The organism is Velocimicrobium porci, assembly GCF_009696045.1.
In the GTDB taxonomy this organism is placed as follows: domain Bacteria; phylum Bacillota; class Clostridia; order Lachnospirales; family Lachnospiraceae; genus Velocimicrobium; species Velocimicrobium porci.
In genome coordinates this window covers 1-13,768 of record NZ_VUMT01000038.1, presented here as the reverse complement: position 1 = coordinate 13,768, position 13,768 = coordinate 1, and the positions used below count along the sequence as shown (strand labels likewise).

Below are 13,768 nucleotides of genomic sequence, written 5' to 3'. Positions count from 1 at the left end.
TGAATTAATTTTTAAATCTACAATGATGCTGCTTTTTAAAATCATACTGTTTACCTCCATGGTAACAGTATAGCATCTGTACATTTTTATTTTGGATTTTTTGTACATATATATTGTACCATTTATACCATAAAGGAGGTGGATAATATGGCTTATGTACCCGTACCCAAAGATTTAACCAAAGTCAAAACCAAGGTCATGTTCAATCTGACCCGAAGGCAGCTGGTCTGCTTTACCGCCGGGGCGCTTGTAGGCGTACCGCTGTTCTTTTTGCTCCGTGAGCCTGCGGGAAACAGCATGGCCGCCATGTGTATGATGCTGGTCATGATGCCCTTCTTCCTGCTGGCAATGTATGAAAAGCATGGACAGCCCCTGGAAAAGATCGTCGGCAACATTCTCAAAGTAGCTATGATCCGTCCCAAGCAGCGTCCCTACCAGACCAATAACTTTTATGCCGTATTAAAGCGGCAGGAAATGCTCGATAAGGAGGTGTATGACATTGTTCACCGCAATGAAAAGCTGGCTGCGCCGTCTGCTGGGAAAACCGGAAGAAAAGACCGTGCAGCCGGTAAAGATAAAGAAAAAGCTGTCCCGCGCCGATAAGAAGCAGATCGAAGCGGCCATTGCCCGCGCCAACCGCACGGACAAAAAAGGAAAATCAGCACAGGACAGTATCCCCTATGAACGGATGTGGCCGGACGGGATCTGCCGTGTATCGGACAGCCACTACACAAAGACCATTCAGTTTCAGGACATCAACTATCAGCTCTCCCAAAATGAAGATAAGACCGCGATCTTTGAGGGCTGGTGTGATTTCCTCAATTATTTCGACAGCTCGATTCACTTCCAGCTGTCTTTTTTGAACCTTGCGGCATCGGAGGAGACCTTTGCAAACTCCATTTCCATCCCTCCCCAGGGGGATGCCTTTGACAGTATCCGTGAGGAATACACCACGATGCTGCAAAATCAGCTGGCCAGAGGAAACAACGGTCTTATCAAGACCAAATACCTGACTTTTGGTATCGACGCGGACAGTATCAAAGCCGCCAAGCCCCGCCTGGAGCGTATTGAGACCGATATACTCAATAACTTCAAGCGTCTTGGTGTAGCCGCCAGAACACTGGACGGTAAGGAAAGGCTTTCCCAACTTCATGCGGTATTCCACATGGATGAACAGCTCCCGTTTCAGTTTGAATGGGACTGGCTGGCTCCTTCCGGTCTGTCCACGAAAGATTTTATTGCACCAAGCTCCTTTGAGTTCCGCACCGGCAAGCAGTTCCGTATGGGCAAGAAATACGGGGCTGTTTCTTTTTTGCAGATTCTTGCACCGGAGCTGAATGACCGTCTGTTGGCTGATTTTCTGGATATGGAAAGCTCGCTCATTGTGAGTATGCACATTCAGTCGGTGGATCAGGTGAAAGCCATTAAGACGGTAAAGCGCAAGATTACCGACCTGGACCGCAGTAAGATCGAGGAACAGAAAAAAGCAGTCCGCGCAGGGTACGACATGGATATCATTCCCTCTGACCTTGCCACCTACGGTAGCGAGGCGAAAAAGCTGTTGCAGGATTTGCAGAGCCGAAACGAGAGAATGTTCCTGGTCTCCTTTTTGGTGCTGAACACAGCGGACAATCCCCGTCAGCTGGGTAACAACATCTTTCAGGCAGGTTCCATTGCCCAGAAGTATAACTGCCAGCTGACCAGACTGGACTTTCAGCAGGAAGAAGGGCTGATGAGCTGTCTGCCTCTGGGACTCAATCAGATCGAGATCCAGCGAGGGCTGACCACCAGTTCTACGGCTATCTTTGTACCGTTCACCACACAGGAATTATTCCAGAACGGCAAAGAGGCGCTGTACTACGGCATCAACGCCCTGTCCAACAACCTCATCATGGTAGACAGAAAGCTGCTGAAAAACCCCAACGGCTTGATTTTGGGTACGCCGGGTTCCGGTAAGTCCTTCAGCGCCAAGCGTGAGATTGCCAACTGCTTTTTGCTTACCAATGATGATGTCATCATCTGTGACCCGGAAGCGGAGTACGCACCTCTGGTGGAGCGTCTGCATGGGCAGGTCATCAAGATCTCGCCTACCTCAACCAACTACATCAATCCGATGGATCTGAACCTGGACTATTCGGATGATGAAAGCCCGCTGTCCCTCAAGTCTGACTTTATCCTCAGCTTGTGTGAGCTGATCGTGGGCGGTAAGGACGGATTGCAGCCGGTGCAGAAAACCATCATCGACCGTTGTGTGCGTCTGGTCTATCAGACCTACCTCAATGACCCGCGCCCGGAGAATATGCCCATACTGGAGGACCTATATAACCTGCTCCGTTCACAGGAGGAAAAGGAAGCCCAGTATATTGCCACGGCCCTTGAAATCTATGTAACCGGCTCCCTCAATGTGTTCAACCACCAGAGCAATGTGGACATCAATAACCGCATTGTCTGCTATGACATCAAGGAGCTGGGCAAGCAGCTCAAGAAAATCGGTATGTTGGTGGTCCAGGATCAGGTGTGGAACCGCGTTACCATTAACCGCGCTGCCCACAAGTCCACCCGCTACTATATCGACGAGATGCACCTGCTTTTGAAGGAGGAGCAAACCGCTGCCTACACAGTAGAAATTTGGAAGCGATTCAGAAAATGGGGCGGAATCCCCACCGGCATCACGCAGAATGTCAAAGACCTGCTTTCCAGCCGTGAAGTGGAGAACATATTTGAAAACTCCGACTTCGTGTATATGCTCAACCAGGCAGGCGGAGACCGACAGATTCTCGCCAAGCAGCTGGGCATTTCCACGCATCAGCTTAGCTATGTGACCCACTCCGGTGAGGGCGAGGGTCTGCTGTTCTATGGCTCCACGATCTTGCCGTTTGTGGATCACTTCCCGAAGAATACCGAGCTTTACCGCATTATGACCACCAAACCCCAGGAACTGAAAAAGAAGGAGGATGAATGATGATGAACCCCAACATTTTGAATCAAAACCCGCTGATGTTTTTTGACAGGGCGGTAAATGCCCAGCGCAGCCAGCTGCTTACGGTCATGGCCGATGCGGTAAGTGAGTGCCGCACGGCGGCAGATCAGGCAGCAGAACTGAATGAGACCGGTCAGGTGGGGCTTCTCCGTCTGGCAGAGGTCTGGAGCGCCATCCGTGCTAAGGAAGGCATGGGCGGTCTGGTTCTGGAAGGAACCGAAGCGAAGATCCTGTCCGATGTGGTGGCACAGTTTTATGCCTACCTGTCCGGCTGTATGTTCAACGATCCTGTGGGGATGGCCATTTATGCAGAGCTGCACTACATGATGTCCTCCCTCATGCTGGGAGAATGGTTTGAATAAGGAACCGCGCCTGCGCTTTACTGATGAGGAACGGTCTGACCCAGCACTGGAAAAGCCAATCCGTAAAGCGGAGAAAGCTGCGGCCAGAGCAGATAAGGCGCAGGCCAATATCCCAAAGAAAAAGGTCAGGCAGACGGTCATTGACCCGGATACCGGAAAAAAGGCCTCGAAGCTGACCTTTGAGGACAAGAAAAAGCCACCCTCCAAAGTTTCTCAAGGGGTCAAGGAAGCTCCTGTCCATCTGGTCGCGGGCAAGCTCCACAAAGAAATCCGGGAAACAGAACAGGACAATGTGGGCGTGGAAAGCGCCCACAAGTCCGAGGAGGCGGTGGAGACCGGCGTTTATCTGGTGCGGGAGGGCTACCGCAGCCACAAGCTGAAGCCCTACCGCAAAGCAGCCCAGGCAGAGCGCCAACTGGAAAAGGCAAATGTAAATGTCCTGTACCAGAAATCCTTGCAGGAAAATCCTCAGTTTTCCAGCAATCCTCTTTCCCGGTGGCAGCAAAAGCAGGCCATCAAAAAGCAGTATGCTGCCGCCAAGCGCACTGGTCAGACTGCCGGAAACACCGCCCAGGCTGCGTCCAAAACCGGAAAAGCCGCAAGGACGGTAAAAGAAAAGGCACAGCAGGCAGGGGCATTCGTTATGCGCCACAAGAAAGGCTTCCTGATCGCAGGGGTTTTGTTCCTCATCGCCTGTATGCTGATGAATACCATGTCCTCTTGTTCCATGATGGCGCAGAGCATCGGTTCCGTTCTCTCCGGCACCACCTATCCGTCGGATGACCCGGAAATGCTGGCAGTGGAAGCAGATTATGCAGCCAGAGAAGCCCAGTTGCAGGAGGAAATTGACAACATCGAAAGCAGCCATCCAGGGTATGACGAGTATCGCTATGACCTTGGCATGATCGGCCATGACCCTCATGAGCTGGCGGCATTTCTCTCTGCTGTCTTGCAGGGCTATACCCGGCAAAGCGCCCAGGCAGAGCTGGCGCGTGTGTTTGCAGCACAGTATCAGCTGACGCTTACCGAGGAAGTGGAAATCCGCTACCGCACGGAGACCTCCACCGATCCGGAGACCGGCGAGACCACCTCAGAAGAAGTCCCCTATGAGTATTACATTCTGAATGTGAAACTCACCAGCAAGCCCATTTCCGCTGTGGCGTCGGAGCTATTGACCCCGGAGCAGATGGAAATGTATCAGGTCTACCGACAGACCATGGGCAATAAGCCGCTGTTGTTTGGCGGCGGTTCCCCTGATACCAGCGGCTCTGAAGATCTGTCCGGTGTGCAGTTCATTAACGGCACCCGCCCCGGCAATCCGCAGCTGGTGGAACTGGCGAAAAGTCAGGTGGGCAATGTGGGCGGTTATCCCTACTGGAGCTGGTATGGCTTTGACAGCCGCGTGGAATGGTGTGCCTGCTTTGTATCCTGGTGCTATAACCAGGCAGGAAAAAGTGAGCCGCGCTTTGCAGGCTGTGAGTGGCAGGGTGTTCCGTGGTTCCAGTCTCATGGACAATGGGGCGCAAGAGGATATGAAAACATCGCTCCCGGCGATGCCATTTTCTTCGATTGGGATCTGGACGGTACTGCTGACCATGTGGGAATCGTCATCGGCACCGATGGCAGCCGTGTTTATACCGTGGAGGGAAATTCCGGCGATGCCTGCAAGATCAAAAGTTATGACCTGAATTATCAAAGCATTAAGGGCTACGGTCTGATGAACTGGTAACAGAGATTTTTTAGAAGGAGTGATAGACGATGGCAAAGAACAAAATTGAACGCATTGACCAGGAGATTACCAAGGTCCGCGAGAAGATTGCGGAATATCAGGAAAAGCTCAAGGTGCTGGAGGCACAGAAAACCGAGGCGGAAAATCTGGAGATCGTCCAGATGGTGCGCGCACTGCGTATGACCCCGGCTCAGCTAAGCGCCATGCTGTCCGGAGGCATAGTTCCCGGCAGTATGGTGGATGACAACAACGAACAGGAGGAAAACAGCTATGAGGAATAAACGATTGCTCCGAACACTTTCCGCCCTTTGCCTGACGCTGGTTCTGGCATCGGGCTTTACCGTTCACGCTTTTGCCCAGGGCGCAGCGCCGCCCCCGGCAGAGGATACCACTAATGACAGCAATGTGGTGGTGGAAGAACCCGAAAAAGCACCTCCGCTGACCCCGGATGGCAATGCTGCTCTGGTGGATGATTTTGGTGGCAACAAGCAGCTCATTACCGTTACCACCAAGGCAGGCAACTATTTTTATATCCTGATCGACAGGGCCAATGAGGATAAAAAGACTGCTGTTCACTTTCTGAACCAGGTGGATGAAGCGGACCTGATGGCGCTGATGGAAGATGGAAATGCCAAAGAGGAGCCGCCTGCGGTGTGCAGCTGCACGAAGAAATGTGAAGCAGGGGCAGTCAATACGGCCTGTCCGGTCTGTGTAACGGATAAGAGTAAATGTACGGGAAAAGCACCGGAACCTCCGGCAGAAACACCGAAGCCAGAAAAAGAGAAGCCTGCCGGACTGAACCCGGCTGCGCTGATCCTGCTGCTGGCTCTGCTTGGTGGAGGTGGTGTATTTGCCTACTTGAAGCTCGTTAAGAACAAGCCTAAGACCAAGGGCAATGACAGTCTGGACGATTATGATTATGGCGAGGAAGATTCCGAGGAATGGGAAACCGAGGATGAGGAGTCGGACGAGCCTGACGCTGACGGGGGCAGCGCAGAAAATGATGACGAGGACAGCATGAAATGACCCGTTTCACAGACAGTCCCTATGAACGCATGATGACACGCAGGCCGGAGGGCGGGAAGAAAACTTCCCGTCCTCCTTCTTTACCCCCAAGCCACCCCTGTTATGGCTGCGGGAATTATGGAAGTCCCTGCGTAGGCGTCTGCCACCGGGAAATGGAACGATGGCTCAAAGAAAGGAAACGAAAAAAATGAGTGTTCTGATTATATTTATCAAGCTGATTGTTGTTTTTGACCTGCTGGTGATCGCCGTGTATTTTGGCGGAGACATTCTTTCTACCATGTTAAACAAACTTCGGAGAAAAGCAAAACAGGAAGATTCCTTTGACTTTTCTCAGGATGCCGTGATGGTTTCATTATCCATAGATTCTGTCCGTCAGCTTTATTCCGGTGACGCGGCAGATTTTGTGGAAGATAAGATTCTGCCAAATGCGGAGAAAACGATGGCTGTTTTGACGGACCAGGAACAGGCAGCAGCCCGTCTGCTCTTATCTGCCCTGATCGGTTTTCTTGCAGCAGAAGCTCCTATGGATGAACAGAGCTTTCCTATGGTAATGGAACTTCTGAACTGTATGGAGGGTGAAAAAGAGGATGGTTGTCAGGATGCAGTAGAAAGTTTGCTTGAAGATGCTGTCCGCAATACCCACCGCCATGAAGAATATTACAGCAATTATCAACGCTACCAGCTGATGCAGGTGGATAAAACTCGTGTCATTTTGGCTTGCCGCATCATCATCAATGACCTGCTGGGGAAACTGTACCGCTATGACTACCGGTTTGGTTATAACCTGCTTCTGGATGAGGAAAACAGCATTGAGAAAAAACTGCACACGCCTGTGCGGGAAGAATGGGAGGTTGAAGAATATGAAGCTGGTGATTGCTGAAAAACCATCAGTTGCCCAGAGTTTGGCGGCGGTGATCGGTGCAACTGCCCGTAAGGACGGGTATCTGGAAGGCGGTGGCTGGCGTGTCAGCTGGTGTGTGGGCCATCTGGCCGGTCTTGCGGACGCAGACAGCTATGACCCCAAGTACGCAAAGTGGCGATATGATGACCTGCCTATTCTGCCGGAGCATTGGCAGATGGTGGTGGGAAAGGATAAGAAAAAGCAGTTTGATATTCTCAAAAAGCTGATGAACGCCCCGGATGTGACGGAGGTGGTAAATGCCTGTGATGCCGGACGCGAGGGCGAGCTGATCTTCCGAAGTGTCTATGAGCTGGCAGGCTGCCAAAAGCCGATGAAAAGGCTCTGGATTTCTTCGATGGAGGACTCCGCCATAAGGGAGGGCTTTGCAAACCTGCGCCCCGGTGCGGACTATGACGGGCTTCGGGATGCTGCTCTTTGCCGCGCTAAGGCCGACTGGCTGGTGGGAATCAATGCCACAAGGCTGTTTTCCGTGCTGTACCACCGCACCCTCAATATCGGGCGCGTGATGTCCCCAACGCTGGCGCTCATTGTCCAGCGAGAAGCTGAGATCGACACCTTTAAGCCGGTTCCCTTTTATACCGTGGCGCTGGAGCTGCCCGGTCTTACCGTATCCGGGGAGCGCATGAGTGACCGAGCAAGCGCAGAGCAGCTGAAAGAAGCCTGTCAGGGTGCAGCTGTCACAATCAAAAAGGTGGAGTGCAAGGAAAAGTCCGAAAAGCCGCCTGCCCTCTATGACCTGACTACTCTGCAAAGAGATGCCAACCGCCTGCTTGGATTTACAGCTCAGCAGACCCTGGACTATCTGCAAAGCCTGTATGAAAAGAAGCTCTGCACCTATCCCCGTACTGACAGCCGCTATCTGACCGGTGATATGGCAGACAGCCTGCCGGTGCTGGTCAATCTGGTTGCCAATGCTATGCCGTTTCGCAAAGGGATCGCCATTACCTGTGATCCGCAGACAGTCATCAACGATAAGAAAGTAACCGACCACCACGCAGTAATCCCTACCAGAAATCTCAAGGATGCAGACCTTTCTGCCCTTCCTGCGGGAGAAAAAGCGGTGCTGGAGCTGGTGGCCCTGCGTCTGCTGTGTGCCGTAGCCCAGCCCCATATCTATTCGGAAACCGTTGTGATTGCAGCGTGTGCCGGTGGGGAGTTTACCGCCAAAGGAAAAACAGTGAAGCACCCCGGATGGAAAGCGCTGGAGGACGCTTACCGTGCCAAAATGAAGGATGCAGAGCCGAAAAAAGAGGGTGCAGAGAAAGCCCTGCCGGAGCTGACCGAAGGACAGACCCTTTCGGTTTCTGCGGCAATCGTCAAAGAAGGCAAAAGCAGTCCGCCTCAGCACTTTACGGAGGACACCCTATTGTCCGCGATGGAGACTGCCGGAAAAGAGGATATGCCGGAGGATGCCGAACGAAAAGGTCTGGGGACACCGGCCACTCGTGCCGGTATTTTGGAAAAGCTGGTATCTGCCGGTTTTCTGGAACGAAAAAAGAGCAGGAAAACGGTGCAGCTTCTCCCTTCCCACGATGCAGTCTCCCTGATAACAGTCTTGCCGGAACAGCTGCAATCGCCGCTTCTGACTGCCGAGTGGGAGTACCGCCTGGGAGAGATCGAGCGCGGGCAGCTTGCCCCGGAGGAGTTTCTGGACGGGATCAGCACCATGCTGAAAGATCTGGTGGGAACTTATCAGGTCATCAAGGGAACCGAGTACCTGTTCACTCCGCCCCGTGAGGTGGTGGGCAAATGCCCCCGCTGCGGCGGTGAAGTTGCAGAATTGCAAAAAGGCTTCTTCTGTCAGAATGATTCTTGCAAATTTGCAATCTGGAAAAATAACAAATGGTGGGCTGCCAAGAAAAAACAGCCCACCAAGGCTGTGGTGTCTGCACTGCTGAAAGATGGCCGTGTCCGTGTAACGGGCCTATATTCGGAGAAAACCGGAAAGACCTACGATGCCGCTGTGGTTTTGGAGGATGATGGACAGTACGCTAACTTCAAGCTGGAATTTGACCAGCGGAAAGGAGGCAGCCGATGAAGCTCTCTTTAGCGGAACGAGAAACCATTCTCCTCTATAACCAGGCAGAACCAATGGCTGAGGTCTACACCCATGATCCCCGTCTGATGGAGAAGCTGGAACTGCTGGCAAAAAAGCACCCCGACCAGATTACCCGAAAGGATGCCCATAACTTTACCGTCCCCAAGCGGTGTGTATCAGTCAGGGAGCCATACAGCGCAGAACGCCGCAAAGCTGCCAGTGAGCGTGCGAAAGCTGCCGGATACCAGCCCCCTGTGAGAAAGGCCGGCAGTTAAAGGCACATGGCAGAGAATGTATTTGAAGCAGTCAAGCAGTCGGTCAGCACCAGAGAAGCGGCAGAGTTTTACGGGATAAAAGTCAGTCGAACTGGCATGGCCTGCTGTCCATTTCACGATGATAAGAACCCCAGTATGAAGGTAGACCAGCGTTACCACTGCTTTGGATGCGGTGCAGATGGGGATGTGATCGACTTTACCGCAAAACTCTTTGACCTCTCCCCAAAAGAAGCGGCGGAGAAACTGGCACAGGACTTTGGCCTGATCTATGACAGTCAGGCCCCTCCCCGCAGGAGGTATGTCCGGCAGAAAACCGAGGCACAGCAGTTTCGGGAGGACCGGCAGAGGTGTTATCGCATACTGTCCGATTACTACTATCTGCTGAAAAAATGGGAGGCCGACAATTCTCCCCAGACACCGGAGGAAGAACCGCACCCCCGCTTTGTGGAAGCAATCCATAAGAAAACCTATGTGGAGTACCTGCTGGATCTTTTTCTTTATGAAAGTGAAGAAGAACAAAAGGCATGGATTGCAGAACACACAGCAGAAATCACACACTTGGAAAGGAGATTGAAAATCATGGCTGAGAACAAACCCACCAACCGAGAACGACTAAGGGAAATCACAGACGGCATCGAGCAGGGCATCAAGGAACTGTTTGAGAGTGAAAAGTATATGCGCTATCTGTCCGTTATGTCCCGCTTCCACCGCTATTCGGTAAACAACACCATGCTCATCTATATGCAGAAGCCGGACGCCACTTTGGTAGCCGGATACAATAAGTGGAAAGACCAGTTTGAGCGTCATGTTAAAAAGGGAGAGCATGGCATTACCATCATCGCCCCCACACCGTACAAGAAGAAAATCGAGGAGCAGAAACTGGACCCGGATACCAAGGCTCCGATTCTGGATAAAGACGGAAAGATCATCACAGAGGAAAAAGAAATCGAAATCCCCATGTTCCGCCCGGTCAAGGTCTTTGATGTGAGCCAGACTGATGGGAAACCTTTGCCGGAGCTTGCTTCCTCCCTTTCCGGCAATGTACCAAATTATGAGGCATTCATGGAGGCCCTGCGCCGCAGCGTGCCGGTGCCGATCACTTTTGAAGCAATGGCCGCCGATACGGACGGTTATTTTTCTGCCGATCATCAGAAAATCGCCATTCGTCAGGGCATGAGTGAGGTGCAGACGGTTTCAGCCACAGTACACGAGATTGCCCACAGCAAGCTCCACAATCAGAAAAAGATTCAGATTGCCAATGACGAGCAATATCAGGAGATCGAGATGTTTGATAAACCCGGTCTGTTCTCCAACGGGCGGATTGCCCGTGATGATTTGCCGGAGGGCGTTTATTGCTATGACCTGCGCGGTTCTGACTACGACCCCGGAGAGCCGGTCTGTGTAGAAGAACGAGTGGTTGTAAACCATGCAGGTTCCGTTCTGCTGACAGAGCCGCTGGAGCTGGCGGAAGATGGACGCCTGATGCTGACCGAGGAAGAAGGGCTGAATTTTGTTGGCGGCTTTTCTACCCTCGCCCAGTTTTTGCAAGAACAGAGGAAAGACCGCCACACGGAGGAAGTGGAGGCTGAAAGCATCTCCTATGCAGTCTGCAAGTATTTTGGCATCGAGACCGGAGAAAACAGCTTCGGCTATATTGCAAGCTGGAGTCGGGGCAAGGAACTGAAAGAGCTGAGAGCCAGTTTGGAGACCATCAATAAGACCTCCGGCACTTTGATCTCTGACATTGAGCGCCACTATAAGGAAATCTGCAAAGAGCGTGGAATTGACCCCAATGCAAAGGCAGAGCCGGAAACCGCCCCGATAGAGCAGCCGACCGGCAATCTAACCTACTATGTAGCAGAGTGCATGGAGTTTCCAAACCTCGGAGAATACCACGATAACCTGTCTTTGGAGGAAGCGGTCCGCATTTATCAGGAAATTCCGGCAGAGCGAATGAACGGGATCAAGGGCATTGGTTTTGAGCTGAAAGACGGAAGCGACTATGAAGGACCTTTTCCGATTTTGACCGGGCAGACCATTGACCTGGATACCATCCAGGCAATCGACTATTACCGTGACAATCCGCTGGTGCAGAAAGCGGTAAAGGAACTGGCGGCGGCCATACCGGAAATGGAGGTGCTGGGGGCGGACGCCAACCAGCAGGAGGCTTTGTTTCTGATCGACGATGCCACCTATCTTCATATCCAGCCCTGTGACAGCGGCTGGGATTATACCCTTTATGATGCTGCGTCCATGAAAGAGATGGATGGCGGTCAGATGGATATGCCGGAGCTTTCCCGCATGAAGGCAGTTCTTCAGATTTGTGATGACAACGATTTGGGCAGAGACTCGGTAAAATACGCACCGTTGTCCATGATTGAGACCTTGCAGGAAGCTGCCTATCAGCAGATGCAGGCAGAGGTCGGTCAGATGGCCGCTTCTTCCCAGCTGCCGGAGGCACAGGAGCAGGCACTGGATGAATACCCCATGCCCGATGAGCAGGTCTCCACACCGGATATGCAGGAATACGGCTACTCCTATGATGGGATGCTTCCTGTTACCAGAGAACGGGCGCTGGAACTGGATGCCGCCGATTTGACCGTCTATGTGCTGCATGAGGATAATACGGAGAGCATGGTGTTTGACCCGCAGGAAATCATGGATCATGGCGGTCTTTTTGGCGTGGATCGTGAGGAATGGGAGAAAAGCCCTCAGTTCCACGAAAAGGTCATGGAGCGTCAGGAACATCAGCAGGAACGAGAACAGGCATTTCTCTCCCAGAACAGAGATTGCTTTGCCATCTATCAGGTAAGCCGTGACGATCCGCAGAATGTGCGCTTTATGAATCTGGACTGGTTAAAGTCCCATGGCATTTCCATAGACCGCAGCAATTATGACCTAATCTACACCGCTCCGCTGAGTGAGTCTGGCACTGTGCCGGAGCAGCTGGAAAAACTCTATCAGCAATTCAATCTGGAAAAACCTGTGGACTATCACAGCCCCTCCATGAGCGTCAGCGACATCGTTGCGATCAAGCAGGACGGTAAGGTATCCTGTCATTACTGTGACAGCGTTGGTTTTACCCAGATACCCGGATTCTTGCCGCAAAATCCGCTGAAAAATGCGGAGATGGCCGTGGAGGACGATTACGGCATGATCGACGGCATCATCAACAATGGCACAAAAGAGCCTACGGTGGCAGAGCTGGAACAGCAGGCCCGAAGCGGTCAGCCCATTTCCCTGATGGACTTGGCTGACGCCGTTCATAGGGAGGAACGGGAAAAGAAAAAATCCGTTGTGGATCAGCTGAAAAGCCAGCCCAAAGCAGAACACAAAAAGACAGCACCCAAAAAGAGTGCGGAAAGGGAGATTTAATATGGGAAACTTTACTTTTGAGGAAATGAACCTGATGTGCATTTACAATACCGGCAGCCGCACCGGATTGATCGACAGCCTGCGTGAGATGCGCGGCGAGCTTTCGCCGGAGGAAACGGAACTGAGGGAACTGACCGACAGCACCCTTACGAAGCTCTGTGCGATGACCGATGAGGACTTTGCCCAGCTGGAGCTGTACCCGGATTTTGACCAGTAAACACCATAACCGCAGGGATGGGGTGGCAATTTGCCACCCCACCTTTTACCCCAAAACCGAAAGGAGGACAGAACACCATGCCAACCAAAGCTGAACTATATGCACAGATGGCGGACAAGGTGGCAACGCAGCTCACGGGGAGCTGGCAGGAATGGGCAGGGTTTCTCACCACTGCTTCCCGACTTTACAAATACCCGTTCCATGAACAGCTGATGATCTACGCCCAGCGACCGGACGCCACCGCCTGTGCAGAGTACGATTTGTGGAATGAAAAGATGGGCCGGTATGTAAGGCGCGGTTCCAAGGGGATCGCGCTGGTGGACGATTCCGGGGACAGGCCCCGCCTGCGCTATGTCTTTGACATTTCCGACACCGGAACCCGTGAACATTCCCGCACTCCCTGGCTGTGGCAGCTGGAGGAGCGCCATCTGGATTCGGTGCAGGCCATGCTGGAGCGCACCTATGATGTTTCCGGTGATGACCTTGCCGGACAGCTCACTGAGGTAGCCGGAAAACTGGCTGAGGAATACTGGACGGAGCATCAGCAGGACTTCTTCTATATCGTTGACGGTTCCTTTTTGGAGGAATATGATGAGTATAACATCGGAGTGCAGTTCAAGGCAGCCGCCACCGTCAGCATCACTTACGCTTTGATGTCCCGCTGTGGACTGGAGCCGGAACGCTACTTCGACCACGAAGATTTCATGGCGATCTTTGTGGTGTTAGAATGTAAATAGTACAAGTTAGATATGGAATAATCCTTAATATAGATTTATTATTAAAGCTAAAGATTGGAGGAGTAAGACATGGCTACACAGTACACAGAAGAATTTAAGAAGAATGC

At 52.2% G+C, this 13,768-nt stretch carries 12 protein-coding genes and 1 pseudogene; all 13 read left to right on the top strand.

Annotated features, from left to right (window positions below; translation table 11 throughout):
• Positions 1 to 147: 147 nt before the first annotated feature.
• Positions 148 to 603 carry a PrgI family protein gene (locus FYJ58_RS13930; protein ID WP_062807357.1) on the top strand — a complete coding sequence of 152 codons (456 nt, stop codon included), beginning with the start codon at positions 148 to 150 and terminating at the stop codon, positions 601 to 603.
• On the top strand, positions 560 to 2,962 hold the full coding sequence (locus tag FYJ58_RS13925) for a VirB4-like conjugal transfer ATPase, CD1110 family (protein ID WP_262395598.1): 2,403 nt from the start codon (positions 560 to 562) through the stop codon (positions 2,960 to 2,962). The genes FYJ58_RS13930 and FYJ58_RS13925 overlap by 44 nt, the downstream gene beginning before the upstream one ends.
• Positions 2,962 to 3,342: a DUF3851 domain-containing protein gene (locus FYJ58_RS13920; protein ID WP_002571005.1), complete on the top strand. Its 381-nt coding sequence runs from the start codon at positions 2,962 to 2,964 to the stop codon at positions 3,340 to 3,342. Before FYJ58_RS13925 ends, FYJ58_RS13920 begins: the two co-directional genes overlap by 1 nt.
• Complete coding sequence (locus FYJ58_RS13915) at positions 3,335 to 5,071, top strand: C40 family peptidase (RefSeq protein WP_062807356.1); 1,737 nt, start codon at positions 3,335 to 3,337, stop codon at positions 5,069 to 5,071. Before FYJ58_RS13920 ends, FYJ58_RS13915 begins: the two co-directional genes overlap by 8 nt.
• A gap of 29 nt (positions 5,072 to 5,100) precedes the next feature.
• Positions 5,101 to 5,352, top strand: coding sequence for a DUF4315 family protein (locus FYJ58_RS13910; protein ID WP_062807355.1), 252 nt, complete (start codon positions 5,101 to 5,103; stop codon positions 5,350 to 5,352).
• Positions 5,342 to 6,097 carry a DUF4366 domain-containing protein gene (locus tag FYJ58_RS13905; protein WP_154520289.1) on the top strand — a complete coding sequence of 252 codons (756 nt, stop codon included), beginning with the start codon at positions 5,342 to 5,344 and terminating at the stop codon, positions 6,095 to 6,097. Before FYJ58_RS13910 ends, FYJ58_RS13905 begins: the two co-directional genes overlap by 11 nt.
• Entirely contained in the window at positions 6,094 to 6,288 is a 195-nt protein-coding gene (locus tag FYJ58_RS13900) for a hypothetical protein (RefSeq protein ID WP_062807353.1), read from the top strand. The genes FYJ58_RS13905 and FYJ58_RS13900 overlap by 4 nt, the downstream gene beginning before the upstream one ends.
• Positions 6,285 to 6,977 (top strand): hypothetical protein, encoded by a 693-nt coding sequence (locus tag FYJ58_RS13895; protein ID WP_062807352.1) that lies wholly within the window; start codon positions 6,285 to 6,287, stop codon positions 6,975 to 6,977. The genes FYJ58_RS13900 and FYJ58_RS13895 overlap by 4 nt, the downstream gene beginning before the upstream one ends.
• Positions 6,958 to 9,057 carry a type IA DNA topoisomerase gene (locus tag FYJ58_RS13890; protein ID WP_205839275.1) on the top strand — a complete coding sequence of 700 codons (2,100 nt, stop codon included), beginning with the start codon at positions 6,958 to 6,960 and terminating at the stop codon, positions 9,055 to 9,057. Before FYJ58_RS13895 ends, FYJ58_RS13890 begins: the two co-directional genes overlap by 20 nt.
• On the top strand, positions 9,054 to 9,332 hold the full coding sequence (locus FYJ58_RS13885; protein WP_062807350.1) for a hypothetical protein: 279 nt from the start codon (positions 9,054 to 9,056) through the stop codon (positions 9,330 to 9,332). Before FYJ58_RS13890 ends, FYJ58_RS13885 begins: the two co-directional genes overlap by 4 nt.
• Positions 9,333 to 9,338: 6 nt before the next feature.
• Positions 9,339 to 12,707: an LPD28 domain-containing protein gene (locus FYJ58_RS13880; RefSeq protein ID WP_154520287.1), complete on the top strand. Its 3,369-nt coding sequence runs from the start codon at positions 9,339 to 9,341 to the stop codon at positions 12,705 to 12,707.
• A gap of 1 nt (position 12,708) precedes the next feature.
• Positions 12,709 to 12,924: a transposon-transfer assisting family protein gene (locus FYJ58_RS13875; protein ID WP_062807348.1), complete on the top strand. Its 216-nt coding sequence runs from the start codon at positions 12,709 to 12,711 to the stop codon at positions 12,922 to 12,924.
• Between the two features lie 77 nt (positions 12,925 to 13,001).
• A pseudogene (locus FYJ58_RS13870) lies at positions 13,002 to 13,640 on the top strand (hypothetical protein); the annotation flags it as partial.
• Positions 13,641 to 13,768: the final 128 nt, after the last annotated feature.